This window comes from Pseudomonas sp. BS-2016 (assembly GCF_001806145.1).
In the GTDB taxonomy this organism is placed as follows: domain Bacteria; phylum Pseudomonadota; class Gammaproteobacteria; order Pseudomonadales; family Pseudomonadaceae; genus Aquipseudomonas; species Aquipseudomonas lundensis.
On the sequence record NZ_MLCT01000013.1, the window covers coordinates 494968 to 515291 of the forward strand.

Annotated in this window: 18 protein-coding genes; 12 read left to right on the top strand and 6 right to left on the bottom strand. The window is 60.5% G+C overall.

Going from position 1 to position 20324, the window contains the following annotated elements; genetic code table 11:
• The first annotated feature begins 137 nt into the window (after nt 1–137).
• The 3 genes from BKD70_RS04360 to BKD70_RS04370 all read left to right on the top strand — a co-directional run bounded on the left by BKD70_RS04360 (nt 138) and on the right by BKD70_RS04370 (nt 4011).
• Nucleotides 138–1403 (top strand): sodium:proton antiporter, encoded by a 1266-nt coding sequence (locus tag BKD70_RS04360; RefSeq protein WP_047278245.1) that lies wholly within the window; start codon nt 138–140, stop codon nt 1401–1403.
• 240 nt (nt 1404–1643) lie between these two features.
• Entirely contained in the window at nt 1644–2021 is a 378-nt protein-coding gene (locus BKD70_RS04365) for a hypothetical protein (protein WP_047278243.1), read from the top strand.
• A 1-nt stretch (nt 2022) separates the two neighbouring features.
• A complete protein-coding gene (locus tag BKD70_RS04370; protein ID WP_047278242.1) occupies nt 2023–4011 on the top strand; it encodes a pyrroloquinoline quinone-dependent dehydrogenase in 1989 nt (662 codons plus the stop codon).
• A gap of 81 nt (nt 4012–4092) precedes the next feature.
• On the opposite strand, the gene BKD70_RS04375 is transcribed toward BKD70_RS04370, so the two are convergent.
• Complete coding sequence (locus BKD70_RS04375) at nt 4093–5001, bottom strand: LysR family transcriptional regulator (RefSeq protein ID WP_047278239.1); 909 nt, start codon at nt 4999–5001, stop codon at nt 4093–4095.
• 109 nt (nt 5002–5110) lie between these two features.
• On the opposite strand from BKD70_RS04375, the gene BKD70_RS04380 reads away from it, so the two are divergent.
• Genes BKD70_RS04380 through BKD70_RS04390 form a run of 3 tightly spaced genes read left to right on the top strand, consistent with a single transcriptional unit; the run spans nt 5111 to nt 7659 of the window.
• Nucleotides 5111–6352: a D-amino acid dehydrogenase gene (locus BKD70_RS04380; RefSeq protein WP_047278236.1), complete on the top strand. Its 1242-nt coding sequence runs from the start codon at nt 5111–5113 to the stop codon at nt 6350–6352.
• 28 nt (nt 6353–6380) lie between these two features.
• On the top strand, nt 6381–6731 hold the full coding sequence (locus BKD70_RS04385; protein WP_047278234.1) for a RidA family protein: 351 nt from the start codon (nt 6381–6383) through the stop codon (nt 6729–6731).
• A gap of 25 nt (nt 6732–6756) precedes the next feature.
• The gene (locus BKD70_RS04390) at nt 6757–7659 is read left to right on the top strand and encodes a transporter substrate-binding domain-containing protein (protein ID WP_047278232.1); all 903 of its coding nucleotides are present in this window, start codon (nt 6757–6759) and stop codon (nt 7657–7659) included.
• A gap of 72 nt (nt 7660–7731) precedes the next feature.
• On the opposite strand, the gene BKD70_RS04395 is transcribed toward BKD70_RS04390, so the two are convergent.
• Nucleotides 7732–8877, bottom strand: a complete 1146-nt coding sequence (locus tag BKD70_RS04395; protein ID WP_047278230.1) for a murein transglycosylase A — start codon at nt 8875–8877, stop codon at nt 7732–7734.
• Nucleotides 8878–9005: 128 nt separating this feature from the next.
• Here BKD70_RS04395 and BKD70_RS04400 point away from each other — a divergent pair, with 128 nt between their 5' ends.
• The gene (locus BKD70_RS04400) at nt 9006–9455 is read left to right on the top strand and encodes a cytochrome c (protein WP_047278228.1); all 450 of its coding nucleotides are present in this window, start codon (nt 9006–9008) and stop codon (nt 9453–9455) included.
• Between the two features lie 72 nt (nt 9456–9527).
• On the opposite strand, the gene BKD70_RS04405 is transcribed toward BKD70_RS04400, so the two are convergent.
• From BKD70_RS04405 to BKD70_RS04420, 4 genes are all read right to left on the bottom strand, one after another.
• On the bottom strand, nt 9528–9923 hold the full coding sequence (locus BKD70_RS04405; RefSeq protein ID WP_047278226.1) for a DUF1090 domain-containing protein: 396 nt from the start codon (nt 9921–9923) through the stop codon (nt 9528–9530).
• An 84-nt stretch (nt 9924–10007) separates the two neighbouring features.
• The gene (gene ligB, locus BKD70_RS04410; RefSeq protein WP_047278224.1) at nt 10008–11690 is read right to left on the bottom strand and encodes an NAD-dependent DNA ligase LigB; all 1683 of its coding nucleotides are present in this window, start codon (nt 11688–11690) and stop codon (nt 10008–10010) included.
• A gap of 167 nt (nt 11691–11857) precedes the next feature.
• Nucleotides 11858–13048 carry a methionine adenosyltransferase gene (gene metK, locus BKD70_RS04415; protein ID WP_047278222.1) on the bottom strand — a complete coding sequence of 397 codons (1191 nt, stop codon included), beginning with the start codon at nt 13046–13048 and terminating at the stop codon, nt 11858–11860.
• 19 nt (nt 13049–13067) lie between these two features.
• Nucleotides 13068–14063, bottom strand: a complete 996-nt coding sequence (locus tag BKD70_RS04420; RefSeq protein ID WP_047278219.1) for a metalloregulator ArsR/SmtB family transcription factor — start codon at nt 14061–14063, stop codon at nt 13068–13070.
• A gap of 260 nt (nt 14064–14323) precedes the next feature.
• On the opposite strand from BKD70_RS04420, the gene tkt reads away from it, so the two are divergent.
• From tkt to fba, 5 genes are all read left to right on the top strand, one after another.
• Nucleotides 14324–16321, top strand: a complete 1998-nt coding sequence (tkt, locus tag BKD70_RS04425; RefSeq protein ID WP_047278217.1) for a transketolase — start codon at nt 14324–14326, stop codon at nt 16319–16321.
• 151 nt (nt 16322–16472) lie between these two features.
• A complete protein-coding gene (gene epd / locus BKD70_RS04430) occupies nt 16473–17534 on the top strand; it encodes an erythrose-4-phosphate dehydrogenase (protein WP_047278215.1) in 1062 nt (353 codons plus the stop codon).
• 20 nt (nt 17535–17554) lie between these two features.
• The gene (locus BKD70_RS04435) at nt 17555–18718 is read left to right on the top strand and encodes a phosphoglycerate kinase (protein ID WP_047278213.1); all 1164 of its coding nucleotides are present in this window, start codon (nt 17555–17557) and stop codon (nt 18716–18718) included.
• Between the two features lie 32 nt (nt 18719–18750).
• Complete coding sequence (locus BKD70_RS04440; RefSeq protein WP_047278211.1) at nt 18751–18969, top strand: hypothetical protein; 219 nt, start codon at nt 18751–18753, stop codon at nt 18967–18969.
• Between the two features lie 180 nt (nt 18970–19149).
• Nucleotides 19150–20214 (top strand): class II fructose-bisphosphate aldolase, encoded by a 1065-nt coding sequence (gene fba, locus BKD70_RS04445; protein WP_047278209.1) that lies wholly within the window; start codon nt 19150–19152, stop codon nt 20212–20214.
• The last annotated feature ends 110 nt before the right edge of the window (nt 20215–20324 follow it).

The following is a 20324-nucleotide window of genomic DNA, read 5'->3' on the forward strand; positions in this document are numbered from 1 at the left end:
GCCTTTTGTGGTCAATGCTGGCCGGGCGTTGCGTCGGTTTGTCACGCTTGGCCATGTGCCGCTGCACCCGGCTTTTGCATCAAACCAACGCCCGGCCTGATCGGGCCTCCCTCCATCTCGCCACCACAGGAACTCGGATGCTTGAGCTTGTTGCTGCGTTTATCTGCCTGACGTCGTTGCTGACGTATGTGAATTACCGTTTTATCGGCCTACCGCCCACGATTGGCGTGATGGTCACCGCCCTTTTATTTTCCCTGCTGTTGCAAGGGTTGAGCGTACTCGGCTACCCGGGCCTCGAAGACCGCGTGCAACAGTTGATCGGCCAGATCGATTTTGGCGATCTGCTCATGAACTGGATGCTGGGCTTTTTGCTGTTTGCGGGCGCCTTGCACGTTAACTTCAACGACGTGCGCAGCTACCGCTGGCCGATCGGTTTGTTGGCCACCGTGGGTGTCTTGATTGCTACCACGGTGATCGGCAGCCTGGCGTACTGGATTTTTGGCCTGTTCGGCTGGCACATCAGCTTCCTCTACTGCCTGCTGTTCGGCGCGCTGATTTCCCCCACCGATCCGATTGCAGTACTCGGTGTGCTGCGGACCGCCAACGCCTCCAAACCCCTGAAAACCACCATCGTGGGCGAGTCGCTGTTCAATGATGGCACCGCCGTTGTGGTGTTCACCGTGTTGCTGGGCATTGTCCAGTTGGGCGAAACCCCCAGTGTCAGCGCCACGGCCATGATGTTCGCCCACGAAGCCATTGGCGGCGTGGTGTTTGGCGGGCTGATCGGTTATCTGGTGTACCGGATGATCAAAAGCATTGAGCAGTACCAGATCGAAGTCATGCTGACCCTGGCGCTGGTGATCGGCGGCTCGGCCATGGCCAGCGAGCTGCACGTGTCGGCGCCGATTGCGATGGTGGTGGCCGGTCTGATTATCGGCAATCTGGGCCGTAACAAAGCCATGAACGAGATGACCCGTCGTTACATGGACGGTTTCTGGGAGTTGCTGGATGACATGCTCAACGCGCTGCTGTTTGCGCTGATCGGCATGGAGTTGTTGCTGCTGCCGTTCTCGTGGCTGCATTTGCTGGCTGCCAGTGCGTTGGCCGTGGCGATTCTGCTGTCGCGCCTGCTCACCGTCGCCCCGGCCATTGTGTTGCTGCGCCGCTGGCGCGCCGTGCCCCGGGGCACCATCCGCATCCTGACCTGGGGCGGCCTGCGGGGCGGGGTGTCGGTTGCTCTGGCACTGGCGTTGCCGCTGGGCCCGGAGCGTGACCTGATCCTGAGTATCACCTACATCGTGGTGCTGTCGTCGATCCTGTTCCAAGGGTTGACCATCGGCAAACTGGTCAGACACGTGACCCACGATGCGCCTGCCCCCGCCGCGGCCAACAGCGCGCATTAACCCCACCACCCGGCACAGACCCTCTGGTCGCTGACGAGCCGTGCGAGGCTGCACATGCAGCCTCGCCCCTCAACAGCGACTACGTAAGACCCTTCTTGCATCCTTGTGGGTGCTTCCCTACACGTTGACTACACTGAATCTCGTTTGGCTGAAGGTGCTTTCGGCAATGGCCTGAGTGCGCCTGTTCGTTCGGGTTTTCCTTACATACCCAATGTGTACATAACGGAAAAGGGGAAAGGGATGAGTACATCTGCATATGCGTCACCCGCGGCAACGCCCAGGCGTCACGTGGGTGCTTATATTTTGATCGTCGCGGCACTGGTGGCACTGGTCATCACGGCGTGGCGCTTCTTCACCCCGCTGTCGGGCATTGATGGCTCGGGCGGAGCGATGACGGCGATGTTTGCCGAACTGGTGATGGTTGTACTCGGGCTGTTACTGCTCAAAAGCCATGCAGGCGGGCTGCGAGGCTTTCTCCTGTTTTTGAGTTGGGCGGGGATTATCGGGACCTTTATCGCCGCCCTGTTTTTGCACGGGTGGTGGACTGCCGCCGTGCTGGCAGTGGGCGCGGTGGGTGTCGTGATTGAAACCTTCACCCCGGCAACCAGGAGCGCGTGACATGACTGGAATGAAAAAACACCTTTTGAGCGCCCCGGCCTTGTGCATGCTCGCGGGCTTTTCCACGGCCCAGGCCGACACCTACACCGTACCCGCGCCGCTGCTGGCCCCGTCGAACGTATCGGCCGAGAGCGCCAGGCTGCCGACGCCGAACGGCAAGGAATGGGACAGCTTTCACGGCCAGTTGAGTGCGCAAAAGTATTCGCCCCTCACGCAAATCAATAAGGACAACGTCGGCAACCTGACCAAGGTCTGGCAGTACTTCACCGGGGACATGTCCACCGGCACCGGCAAAATCCCGCCGTCTGTCTGGTCGGCCACGCCGATTTTTGCCAATGACACCTTGTACATCGGCACGCCGTTTTACCGAATCATTGCCCTCGAACCCGAGACTGGCAAAGAGAAATGGGTGTTTGATACCAAGTCGCCTCTGGTGGCCGAAACCCAGCCCGCGTTGAAATCCCGTGGCGTGGCCTATTGGCAGGAGAAAACCCCGCAAGCGGGCGTGGCCTGCCAGAAAGTCGTGTACCTGGGCAACATGACGGCGCAGCTGTTTGCGGTCGATGCCGACACCGGAAAGCCGTGCGAAAACTTCGGCAAAAATGGCGTCGTAGACATCAACCAGTGGAACACCCTCAACGCCAAATGGCCGCTGTCGGTCCTGCAACCGCCTACCGTGATTGGCGACAAACTGATCGTGGGCTGGGCGGGCAAAGACTGGGAATACGAAGTCGAATCACCGGGCTCGCTGTTCGCCCTGAACGCCCGCACCGGCGAGCTGGAATGGGAGTTCAAGCCGATTCCGCCTGAAGAAGAGGGCAAAACCGGTACGGCCAACATCTGGACGGCCATGTCCTACGACCCGGCGCTGGGCTTGCTGTACATCCCGGTGTCCTCGCCGTCGCCCAACTACTGGGGCGGCAACCGCACCAAGCCGATCCCGCTGGGCACATCTACCACCGCGCTGGATATCAACACCGGCAAAGTCGTCTGGTCGCGTCAGTGGGTTCACCATGACCTGTGGGATTACGACATCAACTCGGCACCGACGTTGATGGACATTACGGTGAATGGCAAACCGGTGGCTGCCTTGGTGCAAGCGACCAAGATGGGCTTCCTGTTCACGGTTGACCGGCGTACCGGCGAAGACGTGTGGCCGATCGAGGAGCGTCCGGTGCCGCAGGGCGATGCCGATGGCGAAGTGTACTCACCGACCCAGCCGTTCCCGACCAAACCTGCGCCGTTGATGGACCAGTCCAAGAAACCGGCGATCTGGAAAGTCGCGGACATCGTTGGCTTTGGCCAGTGCTCGAAGATGTGGGACGGTCTGGAATACAACGGCATGTACTCGCCGCCGAGCACCAAAGGCAATGGCGTGCTCGCCTACCCGGACAGTGCCGGTGGCGTGCAGTGGGGCGGGGTTGCGTTTGACCCGGTCAACCAGGTGGCCATCGTGAACACCTCGCACATCGTGCAGATGATCAAACTGTGGGACCGCGCCGCGTACGACAAACAGCCCAAGGACGCCGGTAACGAAAACGGCTTCTACCCGCAGATCGGCGCGCCGTATGGCATGTCCTTGCTGAACGCGCAGAACTGGGCCGGCATGCCATGCTGGGCGCCGCCGTTCGGCGAAATCGTGGCCCTGGACATGCGCACCGGCGACGTGAAGTGGCGTCGCCCGATGGGCGCGGTTCAGCAGTGGGGCTGGTACATGCCGCAAGACATGGGCTCACCCACCATCGGTGGCCCGGCGGTGACGGCGGGCGGCGTGATCTTCATCGGTGCCTCGATGGACGCCAAAGTCCGTGCCTACGCGCTGGATGACGGCAAGGAGCTGTGGTCCGACATCGTCATGGCCCCCGCCGTGGCCAACCCTGCGGTATACGAATACAAAGGCCGGCAATACGTGGCCTTCGTCGCGGGGGGCAACTCGATCCTCAAGGATCAAGTGGGCGATCAGGTGGTGGTGTACGCATTGCCGAAGTAATGCCTGACACCTGCATGCGCAGTGGCTGCCGCCCTGCGGCGGGCTTTGAGGTTTAAAGCCCGCCTCGGGGTGGCAGTACGTCTACAGCGACAAACGCTGCAACTGTTCGCTGGCGTGTTGCGCGAACAATTGCAGCAATCCCTCCAGCGTATGCGGGCCCGGTTCGTCGGCTCGGGTCAGGGCGTACAGCGTGATCGGCAAGGCGGGTGTCAGGGGCCGGATCCTGGTGCGCTCGCGTGATGCCCCCAACGCGGTAAACGGGTCAATCACGGCAAGCCCGGCACCCGATTCCACCATGGCGCTGGCCAGTGAATAGGTCTGCACCGCCAGCCCGATACGGGGCGGCGGTTCGATGGCTTGCAGGTAACGTTCAAATCGCGCAAACAGCGGGTCTGCGCTGCTCAGGCCAATCAGCGGTGCATTCGCCAACTCATCCAGTGCCAGCGGCAACCCGAGCTCGGCGTCGGGCCAGTAATCCCGTGGTGCCAGTGCCACCAGCACGCCGTGGGCCAGCGCCTGCGCCTTGATGCCGGGGTGATCGGGTTGTTTGAAGGTCAGGGCGACGTCGAGTTCGCGCATCAGCAGGTTTTGCACCAATTCGCGGGTATGCGCGCTGGCCAGTTCGCACCGGGTGTCGGGGTAGCGCCGGGTCCATTCATTGATGACCGGCGGCATCAGCGACAGGGCCAGCGCCGGGGTGCTGCCGATGCGCAAACGATGCCCCGGCTCGCGGCGCAGGCTGGCGGCCAGGCGCTGCACGCCTTGCAAGCTTTCGGTGACCTTATCAACCTCACGCTCCAGCAACAGCGCTTCGGGCGTGGGCTGGAGTTTGCCGCGTACCCGCAGGAATAATGCAAACCCCAGTTGTAATTCGGCGTGCTGCAACACCTTGCTGACCGCCGGTTGCGAGACGTGCAGCAACTGGGCAGCGGCACTCACCGAGCCAGTTTGGCGGATGGCCTGAAAAACCTCGATATGTCGCAAACGCATGGCAGTCGTCCATAACCTTTGTTTATGGGATGAGCATCTTTATTCATTGTTCGTGGCCTGTCACCTGCCCCTAATCTGAAAGCCGCATAACTTTGGGTTAAGGACTGACATGGCACAGCGGGTTTGCATCATCGGCGGCGGCGTTATCGGGCTGGCAACAGCGTATGCGCTGGTGCGCGAAGGTTTTGATGTGACGCTGATCGAAGCCCAGCCCACCCTCGGCAGTCAGACCAGTTTCGCCAATGGTGGCCAGTTGTCGTATCGCTATGTGGCGCCCCTGGCCGATGCCGGGGTGCCGTGGCAAGCCTTGGGGTGGATGCTGCGCGCCGATTCGCCCCTCAAACTTCGCCCGCGCATGGACCCGGCTCAATGGCGTTGGCTGGCCTCGTTTGTTGGCGCTTGCCGGGGCTCGGTCAATCAGCGCAACGGTGCGCACCTGCTGCGCTTGGCGCTGCTTAGCCAGGCCACCTTGCAGCAGTGGCGCGAAGAAGATCAGCTCGACGGCTTCGAGTGGCGGCGCAATGGCAAACTCGTGGCCTTTCGTGAACCCGCGCACTTCGATAAGGCGCAGCAAAAGGTTATCCACAGCTCGTTTCAACAGGCGCTGTCAGCCAGTGAGTGCGCGGCGCTGGAGCCGGGTCTGCAAGGCGCTCCCTTTGTCGGCGGTATTTACACCCCGGACGAGGAGGTGGGCGATTGCCATCTGTTTTGTCAGCAGTTGGTGGCGCGCTTGCACGCCTCTGGCCGTTGCACGTTTTTGTTGGGCAAAACCGTGACGCGTCTCGTGCAGCATCAGGGCGCCGTGACCGCGGTGGAGATGGGGCATGACCTGTTGCCGGTCAGTCAGCTGGTACTGGCTGCGGGCCATAACAGCCCTGCGCTGCGCTTACCCGGACTGGACCTGCCGATGTACCCGCTCAAGGGCTACAGCCTGACCTTGCCCTTGGCCGATGTGAAAAAAGCCCCGGATGTGAGCCTCACCGACTACGACCGCAAGATTGTGTACGCACGCATTGGCGACCAGTTGCGTATCGCCGCGATGGTCGACATCGTCGGGTTCGACGCAGCGCCGGACCCCAAGCGCCTGGCTCAAATGCGCCAGTTGGCGCAAAGCACCTTCCCTGAGGCCGGTGACTATGGCGACGCCATCGAATGGGCTGGCATGCGCCCTGCAACACCGACGGGTGTGCCGATCCTGGGGGCCAGCGGCTATCGCAACTTGTGGCTCAACCTGGGGCATGGCGCCCTGGGCTTCACGCTGGCCTGTGGCAGCGGCCGATTGCTGACGGAATTGATCGCGCAGCGCCAACCTTCCATCGACATGCAGGGCCTTGCGCCCCATGCCGCTTGAATCTGTACCCACAACAAGGAACCACCCGATGACGATTCACCGAATTAACAGCAATGACCGTTTGAGCGCCGCCGCGACGTTTGAGGCGTTGGTGTTTTTGTCCGGGCAAGTTCCCACGCACACTCAGGACATTGCCGCGCAAACCGAAGAAGTGCTGGGCAAGATTGATGCGCTGTTGGCCGAAGCAGGCAGTGACAAAGACCACATTCTCAACGCCACTATTTATGTGCAAAACATCCAGCGTGATTTTGCGGCCATGAATGCGGTGTGGTCGGCCTGGCTGTCGGCTGGCAAGGCGCCGACCCGTACCACGCTGCAAGCCGAGCTGGCGCGGCCCGAAGTGCTGGTGGAAATCAGCGTGATTGCTGTACGTCGTTAATCTGTTTTAAAGGGGAAATAAGAAGATGAAAAAACTCACCTTGATCAGTTGCACGCTGGGCCTGCTGATCAGTCAGGCAGTATCCGCCAATGACGCACCGTTGCAGGGCACGTTGAAAAAGATCGCGGATTCGGGGCGCATCACCCTCGGCTATCGGGACGCGTCGGTGCCGTTCTCGTATGTCGGCGACAATTCGGGCAAGCCCATGGGCTACTCGGTGGATCTGGCGAATAAAATCGTCGAAAACGTGCAAAAGAAGCTGGGCGACAAGCCCCTGAACATCAAATACAACCTGGTGACGTCGCAAACCCGCATCCCGCTGGTGCAAAACGGCACGGTGGATCTGGAGTGCGGCTCAACTGGCGTTACGGCTGAACGTCAGAAGCAGGTGGCGTTTTCCTACGGGTTTATCTACGTCAAAGGCCAGTTGCTGACCGCCAAGGACAGTGGCATCAAGGGGTTTGATGACCTGCGCGAGAAAAACGTAGTGACCACCGCGGGCACCACTAATGAGCGTTTCATCAAAAGCTACAGCGCCGATCACAAAATGGGCATGAACGTCATCAGCGCCAAAGACCATGGCGAAGCGTTCAAAATGCTCGAAACCGGCCGTGCCGTGGCGTTTTATATGGATGATGCATTGCTGTACGGCGAACGCGCCAAGGCGCGCGACCCGCATAACTGGGTGGTGGTCGGGGACGAACAATCGCGGGAAATCTACAGCTGCATGGTGCGCAAAGATGACCCGCAATTTCTGGCGGTGGTGAATCAAACCCTGGCCGACCTCTACAGCTCGGGTGAAATCAACGGCATCTACCAGCGCTGGTTCGAGCAACCGATTGCGCCCAATAACCTGAACCTTGAGTTCCCGATGACCGCTGAGTTAAAGCAAATCATCGCAAAGCCGGTGAGTGATCCGGTGGAGTAACGCCGATCTGTCGCTGTCGAGCGGCATCAGCGAGTGCTCGACAGCGATACAGACGGTGGGTCAACGCCGGTTTTACTCCGGCAGCGCTGCACCTTTGGGCCACAGTAGCCAGATATTGCCTTTCTGCTTCATGTCGCCCGCCAGTTTGCCCGCCTCGGGGCCTGTGCCGACGAAGAAGTCGGCACGCACTTCACCTGCTATCGCACCGCCGGTGTCTTGTGCGGCCACCGGGCGCACGATGGGCTGGCCATCTGGCTGAGTGGTGGAGAGCCACAACAGGCTACCCAGTGGAATCACCTTGCGGTCCACCGCCACGCTGTAGCCAGCGGTCAGGGGCACGTTCAGCGAGCCGCGCGGGCCTTCGTTGCTGTCGGGGTTTTGGGTGAAGAACACGTAGCTCGGGTTGCTGGCCAGCAGTTCGTTGACGCGCTCGGGGTGCGCCATGGCCCAGGCGTGAATGGTGCCCATGGTCACGTCTTCTTTCTTCAATTGCCCCTGTTCCACCAGCCAGCGGCCGATCGGTTTGTAGGGATGGCCATTCTGGTCGGCGTAGCCAATGCGCAATTGGCGGCCGTCATCCAGTTGCACGCGGCCCGAACCCTGGATCTGCAGGAACTGCAGGTCCATCGGGTCGGTCAACCACGCAATCACAGGCGCGTTCAGGCCTTGGGCATTGATGGTGGCCGCGGTGTCGTAGGGTTTGATCACACGGCCTTCAAGGCGACCGCGCAGACGCTTGCCCTTGAGTTCCGGGTAGAGGCTGTCGAGGTTGACCACGATCAGGTCGGACGGCACGCCGTAAACCGGCACCTTGGCGACCTCGTTGGCTGTCAGGCTGCCGGGGTAGACGGGTTCGTAATAACCGGTAATCAGGCCGTCGCGGCTGCCCTGCGCCGAACGCAGGCTGTAGACATCCAGGTGGGTTTGCAGAAAATCGCTGATCTGGGCCACGCTCGGGCTGGCCGGTAATTGGGCCGCCTCGCTGCAAATGCGGCCCCAGTTGGCGTCGGCCTTGAGCCGGGTGCAGGCGCTGCGCCAAGAGGCGAACCCGCCTTGCAGATCCGTACCGGTCACTTCGGGCAATGCACCCCAGTCCGCTTTGCTGTACGTGGTGTGAGGGGCTTCAGGCTGTTTGGCGTCCTGATCGGTGCCGTTGCAGCCGGCCAACAACATGACGACGGGCAAGGCCCACACCCATGGCTTTAAAAGACGACTCATCTGCGATGTTCCTTTGCGGTTGCCGGGGTTCGAGAACCGTCAGGGCAATCCTTATATTCATTAGGGGTATTGGTCTTTACAGGTGACGCGAGGATACTGGCGACCGATTTTCGTGATGTGAAGCGACCATGACTCTGAAACGATTGACTGTTGTACTGCTGGCCTGCCTGACGCTGTCGGCGTGTGGTGGGGTTGATCCCAATTCGCCGCTGGGCCAGCGCAAAGCGATTTTCAAACAAATGCTCAAGACCAGTGAAGACCTGGGCGGCATGTTGCGTGGGCGAATTCCGTTTGATGGCCCGCGTTTTACCGAGGGCGCGATCAAGCTGGATGCATTGGCCCATGAGCCGTGGAAGCATTTCTCGCAGGTGAAAGAGTCCGACCAGACCAGCGCGACCGATGATGTGTGGCAAAAACAGGCACGTTTTCAAGACCTGGCCCGTCAACTGGAAGCGGCCACGGGTGAGTTGGTCATTGCCAGTCAGGTTCAACCGTACAAGGCCAGCCACCTCGCGCCTGCGGTGCAGAAAGTCGAAGACACGTGCAGCGCGTGTCACAAGGAATTTCGCAACCACTGATCAGGCCTTCACATTCCCAGCTTGGCCGGCCCTCTCACTGCGTGAAAGGGCCGTGCGAGGCTGGCGTGAGGCTTACTGGTCCAGTTGATCCAGCGCTTCTTGCAATTCTTTGCGCGACTCAGCCAGCTTGTCTTTGCGCTTGTTGATTTTTTCCGGGTCGCCTTTCTTCATGGCTTTGTCCAGATCGGCCTGACGCCGGCTGACTTCATGCTTGGCATCGAGCACCTTGCTTTCGCGCTCCTTCTTCAAGCTTGAATCGGTGCAATACTTTTTGACTTTTTCCAGGGCTGTTTCAAGACCGGCAATCTGCCCGCTGTTGTTGTGAGCGCGGGCGTATTCCAGCTGCGTTTCGATTTCTTTGATCTTGGCAGCGCAGCCCTTCAACTCGGGCGCTTGATCCGCAGCCATCAGCGGGGCAGCCATCAGGCCGCAAACAGTAAACAGGGCGAGCGGTGAAAGAAATTTCATGAATAGCTCCATAACAAAAAGTGACAATACACACAGTTCAAAAATGCGAAACGCAGCATGGGTGTTGAATAAGTCTGAAGCAGGCTAGTCGAAGCCCGGCACTGCAGCAGCCCGTAATGTTTCGCTTATTGCCCGTACGTTCGGGTCTTGCAGGAACGCACTCAATTGTTCGGCACGGCGTGGGCCAATGCCCGGCTCTGCCCGCCAGGCGTCGGTATCACGCGCAACCAGCGCCTGCCACGAGTGGCCCAACGCCGCGTCCCCCGTGGGCGGCAACCCGATTGCTTTGACCCAGCGCTCGAACGGTTGTTGCCGGGCGCCCTGAAAACTGGTCAATAAACGTTCACTGCTGCGCTCGCCGAAGCCCGCAATCTTAACAAGCCGGGAAGCATCCAGGGTCAACCAATCGGTCAGGCTGTTGATTTGTCCGCTCTGGATCAACTTTTTCCACGTTCCGGGCCCGACAAACGGTAGGGCCAGACCCTGCTTGCTGCTCAACCTGTTCAGTCGCGCCAAAAATTGGCTTTCGCAGCCCGGCGTCGGCTGCCAGCAGCTCAGGCTGTGGAAGTTCTGGGGGGTGGGGGCGTTGACTTCAAGGCGCTCGGGTGCGCGCAGCACCACACTGTCCAGGCGGGGAATGGTCATGCCTGCGAGGCTGATGGCCACGTGGTCTCCGGGGCGAATATCCAGGGTTTGCCAGCGTTGCAGTGAGCCGACGCTGATGCGCTGGATGCGCCGGTCATCGAGTGTCACGGGGGCCAGCGTCAGCATCGGCGTGATGCGCCCGGTGCGGCCGATATTGAACGTCACGCTGCGCACTTCGGAGATGGCTTGGGCGTGGGGGTATTTCCAGGCAACGGCCCAGTTTGGGGGGGTTGCCTGCCAGCGCTTGGCGTCGGGGCGTTCGCTCTGGCGTAACACAACGCCATCGGTGGCAAACGGCAACGCCGTGGTGTGCCAGCGCTGGCGCCAATCTCGCGCCTGTTCGAAGTGTTCGACTGGCTGGCTGTAGGTCTGGCTGTCGACAAACCCCAGGCGGGTCAGGTGCTGCAAACGCTCGTTCAGCGTGGCCGGGCCGTCGGGCCAGTCCCAGACAAACAGGCCAATACGCTCGGCATGCTCAGGGGCGAGGGTGTGGCGTGCCATCAGGCCTGCAACCAGGCTGCGCGCATTCAGGCTGCCAGAGGTGGCTTGGACATGGCCGGGCAAGCGCCAGTAGAGTTCGCCGTGCAGCACCAGCGTGACAGGGTGCGCCAAGGTACGGGGAATGGCATTGAGGGTAAGGGCCGAGGCTGTCCAGTCCTGACCTTTCTCTCCGTCCCCCCGGCTGATCACGTGTTGCAGTTGGCCTTGTCGATAGGTCAGCGTCACGGCCACGCCGTCGACCTTGGGTTGCACCCAAATCCCCCGGCGGTTGGCCAGCCAGCGTTTAACGGCCTGGTCGTCGGGCAGTTTGCTCAGACCGGTGTGGGGCACGGGGTGCGCCACCTTGCCCCGTGCTGTGTGCAGCGGGTCACTCGCAGGCGTTGCGCCGACGCAACGTTGCCACTGTTCCAGGCGCGCACGTGCTTGATCGTATTGAGCATCCGTCACGAGGGAAACGCCTAGGCGATGGTAGCTGTCATCCCAGATCTGCACTTGTTGTTCGAGACGGCTGATGGACAGGTTGGCCTGGGCCGGTGACCCGTCGGGGCAGGTGGCGGCGCCTGCAAAGGCCGTGAGAAACGCGAGCGCAAGCCCGCTGAGAAGACGAAGTGTGACCAGCATCATGAGCGTCCTTGCCCGGTAAGAATGCTTAAGGCTAGTGCAGGTTCTCAGTCGGACCGTGCCGCAGCTTTACCGCATGTTTCGCGGGCAACACGTTCACCGGGCGCAGCACCAAAAAAGCCCCGGACAGTTGCCTGTCCGGGGCTTTTGGGTGCAGCGGGGCGCGGTTACACGCCAGCGGCAGCGCGCAGCTCTTCAGCGCGGTCAGTGCGCTCCCACGTGAACGTGGTGAAGGTGTCGTCGCCGACCGTTTTGGTCTGCGGCGTGCGGCCGAAGTGGCCGTAAGCGGCGGTTTCCTGGTACATCGGGTGCAGCAGGTCGAGCATCTTGGTGATGGCATAAGGACGCAGGTCGAACACGTCACGCACCAACTTGATGATTTTCTCGTCAGAGATTTTGCCAGTGCCGAAGGTGTTCAACGAGATCGAAGTCGGTTGAGCGACGCCAATTGCGTAGGAAACCTGAATCTCGCAACGCTCGGCCAGACCGGCAGCCACAATGTTCTTGGCCACATAACGACCCGCGTAAGCCGCCGAACGGTCAACCTTGGAAGGATCTTTACCCGAGAATGCACCGCCGCCGTGACGGGCCATGCCGCCGTAGGTGTCAACGATGATCTTGCGACCGGTCAGGCCGCAGTCACCCACCGGGCCGCCAATGATGAACTGGCCAGTCGGGTTGATGTGGAACTGGGTGTCTTTGTGCAGCAGTTCGGCAGGCAGTACGTGCTTGACGATCAGCTCCATCACGCCTTCGCGCAGGTCGGCTGCGCTGACGTCCGGGTTGTGCTGGGTCGACAGCACGATTGCGTCGATGCCCACCACCTTGCCATTGTCGTAGCGGCACGTGACCTGGGATTTTGCGTCCGGACGCAGCCAAGGCAGCAGGCCGGATTTACGGGCTTCGGCCTGGCGCTGAACCAGCTGGTGCGAGAAGGTGATCGGCGCTGGCATCAGCACGTCAGTTTCGTTGCTGGCGTAGCCGAACATCAGGCCCTGGTCGCCGGCGCCCTGATCTTCAGGCTTGGCGCGGTCAACACCCTGGTTGATGTCAGGGGACTGCTTGCCGATGATGTTCATCACGCCGCAGGTAGCGCCGTCGAAGCCGACGTCAGAGCTGGTGTAGCCGATGTCGGTGATCACGTCACGAACGATCTGCTCCAGGTCAACCCAGGCCGACGTGGTCACTTCGCCGGCGATGATCGCTACGCCGGTTTTCACCAGAGTCTCGCACGCCACACGGGCGAACTTGTCTTCAGCAATGATGGCGTCCAGCACCGCGTCAGAAATCTGGTCGGCGATTTTGTCCGGATGCCCTTCAGACACGGACTCGGAGGTGAAAATGGAGTATTCGCTCATCTCGACGGTTTCCTAATATTTACCGATGGTGAGTGTCGCCAGAAGGTCGCTGAAAGTGGCGGACCTGAATCTGGAAACCATTACGTAAGCCTACATAGAGGCTTTCCCCGGGAGCGAGTCCCGCAGCGGTGGCCCAACGGGCCAGATCATCTTGTTCAAAACCTAGCCACAAATCGCCGCACGCCTCGCGGGCCCACGCCTGATTATGGCTACACAACTCTGTTACCAGCAGGCTACCGCCAGGTTGCAGCAAGGTGGCCAGTTGCTTCACTGCTTCGGCCGGTGCGGCGAAATGGTGCAGGACCATGTTCACCACCACGCAATCGACTTGAATCTGCGAACCGTTGAGCGCGTCGGCCAGGATCAGGCTGACGTTGTTCAGTGATTCGCGCTCACACACCTGACGCGCCAGTTCAAGCATCGCCGGGCTGTTGTCCAGTGCCGTGACCTGGTCAAAGCGTCGGGCCAGATCAGGCAAGAAGCTGCCATCGCCGGGGCCGACCTCCAACGCAGTGGCGGGCGCAGTGAAGCTCAGTTTGTCGAGCAATGCCAATACGCTGTCCCGGTACTGCGGCAAGCCTGCAATCAGGTCTTGCTGGGCGCGAAATTTCTCGGCAATGCGCGAGAAAAAGTCTTGGCTAGCGGCAGCGCGTTGCCCGTGTACGGCGCTGATGCGTGCCTGTACGTCGGCGGGCAGGGTCAGGTTGTCGACCTCACCCAGTAACGCGGCGTGCAACGTGCCGCCCAATTGTTCGGTGTGGGGCAGGGCGCGGCGATAAAAGATCGCGTTGCCTTCACGCCGTGTAGCCACCAGCCCGGCCTGGGACAGCACCTTGAGGTGATGGCTCATGCCAGATTGGCCGGTCGCGAAAATCTGGGTCAGCTCCAGCACACCAAATGAATCGTTGGCCAACGCGCGCAGCACATTCAGTCGCAGCGGGTCGCCTCCAGCCTTGCACAAGGCGGAGAGCTCATCGCAATCGTCATGGCGAATTGAAGGCACGCGTAAGTTCATGGGGTCGCAGTCTAGTTACCCCGTTCTGTCGTCGCAAGACCAATATCAAAACATTTTGATATTGGTCGATAACTGGCACGTTGGTCGGACGGCTTAAGTGTAATGACGAGCGCAGCGGTCCAATCCTCAACAGATTGAACGGTTAAGCACAGGAAAAATGATTCAAGTGACTATCTGTCATTGCCCGAGGGCGCTGCCTGAGGGAAAATGCTCGCCTTTTTCCGATTCGTTTTTATTTACCAATTCCCAGGAGAACAGCGATGCCCAGCCGTCGTGAGCGTGCCAACGCCATTCGTGCACTCAGCATGGATGCCGTGCAAAAAGCCAACAGCGGCCACCCGGGTGCCCCGATGGGCATGGCGGATATCGCCGAAGTACTGTGGCGCGATTATCTGAAGCACAACCCGAGCAACCCGTCGTTCGCTGACCGTGACCGCTTCGTGCTGTCCAACGGCCATGGTTCGATGCTGATCTACTCGTTGCTGCACCTGACCGGCTACGACCTGTCGATCGACGACCTGAAAAACTTCCGCCAACTGCACAGCCGCACCCCGGGTCACCCGGAGCTGGGCTACACGCCGGGTGTTGAGACCACCACCGGCCCGTTGGGTCAGGGTCTGGCCAATGCCGTGGGCTTTGCCCTGGCAGAAAAAGTCATGGGCGCGCAGTTCAACCGCCCTGGCCACACGGTAGTCGACCACCACACCTACGTGTTCCTGGGTGATGGCTGCATGATGGAAGGCATCTCCCACGAAGTCGGCTCGTTGGCCGGTACGTTGGGTCTGGGCAAGCTGATCGCGTTCTACGACGACAACGGCATCTCCATCGACGGCGAAGTTGAAGGCTGGTTCACCGACGACACGCCAAAGCGTTTCGAAGCCTACAACTGGCAAGTGATCCGCAATGTTGACGGCCACGATCCGGAAGAGATCAAGACCGCCATCGAAACCGCGCGCAAAAGCGACCAGCCAACGCTGATCTGCTGCAAGACCACCATCGGTTTCGGTTCGCCGAACAAGCAGGGCAAAGAAGACTGCCACGGTGCTCCGCTGGGCAACGACGAAATCGCCCTGACCCGCCAGGCGCTGAACTGGAACCACGGCCCGTTTGAAATCCCGGCTGATATCTACGCCGAATGGGACGCCAAGCAAGCCGGTGCTGCCGTTGAGTCCGAGTGGGAAAAACGTTTTGCAGCCTATGCGGCCGAGTTCCCGGAACTGGCGGCAGAGCTGTCCCGTCGCCTGAGCGGCGAACTGCCCGCTGACTTCGATGCCAAGGCCACGGCCTACATCAACGAAGTCGCGGCCAAAGGCGAGACCATCGCCAGCCGTAAAGCCAGCCAGAACACCCTGAATGCCTTCGGCCCGCTGCTGCCGGAACTGCTGGGCGGCTCGGCCGACCTGGCCGGTTCCAACCTGACCCTGTGGAAAGGCTGCAAAGGTGTGTCGGCAGAAGACGCCAACGGTAACTACGTGTACTACGGCGTGCGCGAGTTCGGCATGAGCGCCATCATGAACGGCGTGGCAGTACACGGCGGTCTGGTGCCTTACGGTGCGACCTTCCTGATGTTCATGGAATACGCTCGTAACGCCATTCGCATGTCGGCCCTGATGAAGCAGCGCGTGATTTACGTGTTCACCCACGACTCCATCGGTCTGGGCGAAGACGGCCCGACGCACCAGCCCATCGAGCAACTGACCAGCCTGCGCACCACGCCGAACCTGGACACCTGGCGCCCGGCTGACGCGGTGGAATCCGCAGCGGCCTGGAAGTTCGCTCTGGAGCGTAAGGACGGCCCGTCGGCGCTGATCTTCTCGCGTCAGAACCTCAACCACCAAACCCGTGATGCCGCGCAAATTGCCGACATCAACCGCGGTGGTTACGTGCTCAAGGACTGTGCAGGCGAGCCTGAGCTGATCCTGATCTCGGCCGGTTCCGAAGTCGGCCTGGCGGTTCAGGCTTACGAGAAGCTGACCGAGCAAGGCCGCAAGGTTCGCGTAGTGTCGATGCCCTGCACCAGCGTGTATGAAGCGCAGGACGCAGGCTACAAGCAATCGGTTCTGCCGTTGCAGGTCAGCGCGCGTATTGCCATCGAAGCGTCCCACGCAGACTACTGGTACAAGTACGTTGGCCTGGAAGGTCGCGTCATCGGCATGACCACCTACGGCGAGTCGGCGCCTGCGCCTGCCTTGTTCGAAGAGTTTGGTTTCACCCTGGAAAACATCCTGGGTCAGGCTGAAGAACTGCTCGAAGACTAAACGCCCGACGCGGCGGCCCTTTGGCTGCCGCGCTTCCCGTCGTCGTTGCCCACGGTTGTGAAGGGGCGCTGTGCAACCCTTTGCTGAAGGCCTGCGGGCCTGATCGCAGCTTTGGGCAGCGACTGCAGGTTTTGAAGAATAAGAGAACCCCATGCCTCAACCGCGTCCTTACAAAGTTGCACTCAACGGCTACGGCCGCATTGGTCGTTGCGTCTTGCGTGCGTTGTGTGAGCGGGGAGCGGCTGCCGGGTTTGAAATTGTTGCCCTCAATGACTTGGCCGATATGGCCAGCCTCGAATATTTGACGCGCTTCGACTCCACGCATGGCCGGTTTCCCGGCGAGATCCGGATCGAAGGCGACTGCCTGCATATCAATGGCGACTGCGTGAAAGTGTTCCGCAGTGCCACCCCTGAAGGGATCGACTGGGCCGCGCTCGGTGTTGATCTGGTACTGGAATGTTCCGGTGCCTACAACACGCGCACCGATGGCCAGCGTTTTCTCGACGCCGGGGCCCCCGCTGTATTGTTTTCGCAACCGATGGCCAGCGAGGCCGATGCCGACGCCACCATCGTGTACGGCGTGAACCAGCACAGCCTGACCGGCACCGAGCGCCTGATTTCCAACGCGTCATGCACCACCAACTGCGGCGTGCCGCTGTTGCGTCTGCTGGATCAGGCGTTTGGTCTGGAGTACGTGTCGATCACCACCATTCACTCAGCGATGAACGATCAGCCGGTGATTGATGCTTACCATGACGAAGACCTTCGTCGTACACGCTCGGCGTTTCAGTCAGTGATTCCGGTGTCCACCGGTCTGGCCAAAGGTATTGAACGTTTGCTGCCGGAACTTGCTGGCCGAATTCAAGCCAAAGCCGTACGGGTGCCGACCTTGAATGTGTCGTGCCTGGATATCACGTTGGTCACCGCGCGCGACACCACCGCGGTGGAAGTGAACCGGATGTTGCGCGAGGCCGCGACCAGCGGCCCGCTCAAAGGCTTGTTGGCGTATACCGAATTGCCCCATGCCAGCTGTGATTTCAACCATGACCCGCATTCGGCGATTGTCGATGCCAGCCAGACCCGTGTGTCCGGCCCGCGGTTGGTTAACCTGCTGGCCTGGTTTGACAACGAATGGGGTTTTGCCAATCGAATGATCGATGTGGCAGAGCACTATCTGCATGTAACTCACCCAAAAACCGTTCTCTCACATTAGAAACTCAGGAACTGCGACCCATGACCGTGTTGAAGATGACCGACCTCGATCTGCAAGGTAAGCGCGTACTGATCCGCGAAGACCTCAACGTCCCAGTCAAGGACGGTGTTGTCACCAGCGATGCGCGCATCCTTGCTTCGCTGCCGACCATCAAGCTGGCGTTGGAAAAAGGCGCGGCGGTCATGGTCTGTTCGCACCTGGGCCGCCCGACTGAAGGCGAATTCTCCGCTGAAAACAGCCTCAAGCCCGTGGCTGACTACCTGAGCAAGGCGCTGGGCCGTGAAGTGCCGCTGGTGAGCGACTACCTCAATGGCGTCGACGTGAACGCCGGCGACATCGTATTGTTCGAGAACGTGCGCTTCAACAAGGGCGAAAAGAAGAACGCCGATGAACTGGCCAAGCAATACGCGGCCTTGTGCGACGTGTTCGTGATGGACGCTTTCGGCACCGCGCACCGCGCTGAAGGTTCGACCCACGGCGTGGCCAAGTTCGCCAAGGTTGCAGCGGCAGGTCCGTTGCTGGCTGCCGAGCTGGAAGCGCTGGGCAAAGCCCTGGGCGCCCCGGCCAAACCCATGGCTGCGATTGTCGCGGGCTCCAAGGTGTCGACCAAACTCGACGTCCTGAACAGCCTGAGCCAGATTTGCGACCTGCTGATCGTGGGCGGCGGCATTGCCAACACGTTCCTCGCGGCGGCCGGCCACCCGGTGGGCAAGTCGCTGTACGAACCCGACCTGTTGGACACCGCGCGCGCCATCGCCGCCAAGGTCAATGTGCCGTTGCCGACCGACGTGGTGGTGGCCAAGGAATTCGCTGAAAGCGCTGAAGCCACTGTCAAACTGATTGCTGACGTGGCAGAAGACGACATGATTCTGGACATCGGCCCGCAGACGGCTGCGCACTTCGCCGAGCTGCTGAAATCATCCAAGACTATTCTGTGGAACGGTCCGGTCGGCGTTTTTGAGTTTGACCAGTTCGGCAATGGCACCAAAGTGTTGGCCCACGCCATCGCTGACAGCGCTGCATTCTCGATTGCAGGCGGTGGTGACACACTGGCCGCCATCGACAAGTACGGCGTTGCTGACAAAATCTCTTACATCTCGACCGGTGGCGGTGCGTTCCTGGAATTCGTTGAAGGCAAGGTATTGCCTGCCGTGGACGTTCTGGAAAGCCGCGCGAAAGCCTGAACGTGAATCAGGCCCTGAAAGGAAGCATGGACATGCTCAAGTTGTTACCGCTGTTGATGATTGCAGGCTTCGTGGCCGGGTGTTCCGGCTCGCCCAAGCCCGCGCCTGAAGCGGCCACGCCTGAAGAGAGCGGCTGCTACCAGGCTGACTGGCAGGCGCAGAGCGTGCCATTGGTTAATAAACGATCAGGGCCTGAGGCACTGGAGAAATACGAGTCACCCACGCCTTCTAAAGAGCGCGGGTGCCCGTAACGCTTTGAGCTGTAGGCGTGGCTGATTCAGTGATGGGCTTTGAGCCGACTGCGGCAGCGACTACAGATGAGGCTAATGACGCGCAGAGCGGTTACCCCCGATCTGCAAAAACTTGAATAGCAGCCGCCGCTCCGGCAGGCTTGCACGATTAACGACCCTCGTCCGGGAGAGACACGCACAATGGCACTTATCAGCATGCGCCAGATGCTGGACCACGCCGCCGAATTCGGCTACGGCGTTCCAGCTTTTAACGTCAACAACCTTGAGCAGATGCGCGCCATCATGGAAGCCGCTGACAAGACTGACTCCCCGGTGATCGTTCAGGCTTCGGCCGGTGCGCGCAAATACGCAGGTGCTCCGTTCCTGCGTCACCTGATCCTGGCCGCGATCGAAGAATTCCCGCATATCCCGGTGTGCATGCACCAGGACCACGGCACCAGCCCTGACGTGTGTCAGCGTTCCATCCAACTGGGCTTCAGCTCGGTGATGATGGACGGCTCGCTGGGTGAAGACGGCAAGACCCCGACTGACTACGACTACAACGTGCGCGTGACTCAGCAAACCGTGGCCCTGGCTCACGCCTGTGGTGTGTCGGTAGAAGGCGAGCTGGGTTGCCTGGGTTCGCTGGAAACCGGTATGGCCGGCGAAGAAGACGGCATCGGCGCGGAAGGCGTGCTGGATCACAGCCAAATGCTGACCGATCCTGAAGAAGCCGCTGACTTTGTAAAACGCACCCAAGTGGACGCCCTGGCCATTGCCATCGGTACATCCCACGGCGCGTACAAATTCACCAAGCCGCCGACTGGCGACGTGCTGGCGATTGATCGCATCAAAGAAATCCACAAGCGCATTCCGAACACTCACCTGGTGATGCACGGTTCGTCCTCGGTGCCGCAAGAGTGGCTGAAAATCATCAACGAGTACGGCGGCGACATCAAAGAAACCTACGGCGTGCCGGTTGAAGAAATCGTTGAAGGCATCAAGCACGGCGTGCGCAAGGTCAACATCGACACCGACCTGCGTCTGGCATCGACGGGCGCCATGCGTCGCCTGATGGCCACCAACCCGAGCGAGTTTGACCCGCGCAAATTCTTCGGCGCTACGGTAACGGCCATGCGTGATGTCTGCATCGCCCGTTACGAAGCCTTCGGCACCGCCGGTAACGCTTCGAAGATCAAGCCGATCTCTCTGGAAGCCATGTACCAGCGTTACCTCAAAGGTGAGCTGAACGCCAAGGTCAACTAAGACCTGCGCGTCCTGCTGTTGAGTGAAGGCCGGTTGGTCCGTGCTCAGTCAGCAAAAACATCCGGCGTCTCTCAGGGGCGTCGGATTTTTTTTGCCTGTTGTTTGGGTTT

What these genes read in the sequence shown, in the direction of transcription:
- BKD70_RS04360 (WP_047278245.1), top strand. Translation starts at nt 138, where the DNA reads ATGCTTGAGCTTGTTGCTGCGTTTATCTGCCTGACGTCGTTGCTGACG.
- BKD70_RS04365 (WP_047278243.1), top strand. Translation starts at nt 1,644, where the DNA reads ATGAGTACATCTGCATATGCGTCACCCGCGGCAACGCCCAGGCGTCAC.
- BKD70_RS04370 (WP_047278242.1), top strand. Translation starts at nt 2,023, where the DNA reads ATGACTGGAATGAAAAAACACCTTTTGAGCGCCCCGGCCTTGTGCATG.
- BKD70_RS04375 (WP_047278239.1), bottom strand. Translation starts at nt 5,001, where the DNA reads ATGCGTTTGCGACATATCGAGGTTTTTCAGGCCATCCGCCAAACTGGC.
- BKD70_RS04380 (WP_047278236.1), top strand. Translation starts at nt 5,111, where the DNA reads ATGGCACAGCGGGTTTGCATCATCGGCGGCGGCGTTATCGGGCTGGCA.
- BKD70_RS04385 (WP_047278234.1), top strand. Translation starts at nt 6,381, where the DNA reads ATGACGATTCACCGAATTAACAGCAATGACCGTTTGAGCGCCGCCGCG.
- BKD70_RS04390 (WP_047278232.1), top strand. Translation starts at nt 6,757, where the DNA reads ATGAAAAAACTCACCTTGATCAGTTGCACGCTGGGCCTGCTGATCAGT.
- BKD70_RS04395 (WP_047278230.1), bottom strand. Translation starts at nt 8,877, where the DNA reads ATGAGTCGTCTTTTAAAGCCATGGGTGTGGGCCTTGCCCGTCGTCATG.
- BKD70_RS04400 (WP_047278228.1), top strand. Translation starts at nt 9,006, where the DNA reads ATGACTCTGAAACGATTGACTGTTGTACTGCTGGCCTGCCTGACGCTG.
- BKD70_RS04405 (WP_047278226.1), bottom strand. Translation starts at nt 9,923, where the DNA reads ATGAAATTTCTTTCACCGCTCGCCCTGTTTACTGTTTGCGGCCTGATG.
- ligB (WP_047278224.1), bottom strand. Translation starts at nt 11,690, where the DNA reads ATGCTGGTCACACTTCGTCTTCTCAGCGGGCTTGCGCTCGCGTTTCTC.
- metK (WP_047278222.1), bottom strand. Translation starts at nt 13,048, where the DNA reads ATGAGCGAATACTCCATTTTCACCTCCGAGTCCGTGTCTGAAGGGCAT.
- BKD70_RS04420 (WP_047278219.1), bottom strand. Translation starts at nt 14,063, where the DNA reads ATGAACTTACGCGTGCCTTCAATTCGCCATGACGATTGCGATGAGCTC.
- tkt (WP_047278217.1), top strand. Translation starts at nt 14,324, where the DNA reads ATGCCCAGCCGTCGTGAGCGTGCCAACGCCATTCGTGCACTCAGCATG.
- epd (WP_047278215.1), top strand. Translation starts at nt 16,473, where the DNA reads ATGCCTCAACCGCGTCCTTACAAAGTTGCACTCAACGGCTACGGCCGC.
- BKD70_RS04435 (WP_047278213.1), top strand. Translation starts at nt 17,555, where the DNA reads ATGACCGTGTTGAAGATGACCGACCTCGATCTGCAAGGTAAGCGCGTA.
- BKD70_RS04440 (WP_047278211.1), top strand. Translation starts at nt 18,751, where the DNA reads ATGCTCAAGTTGTTACCGCTGTTGATGATTGCAGGCTTCGTGGCCGGG.
- fba (WP_047278209.1), top strand. Translation starts at nt 19,150, where the DNA reads ATGGCACTTATCAGCATGCGCCAGATGCTGGACCACGCCGCCGAATTC.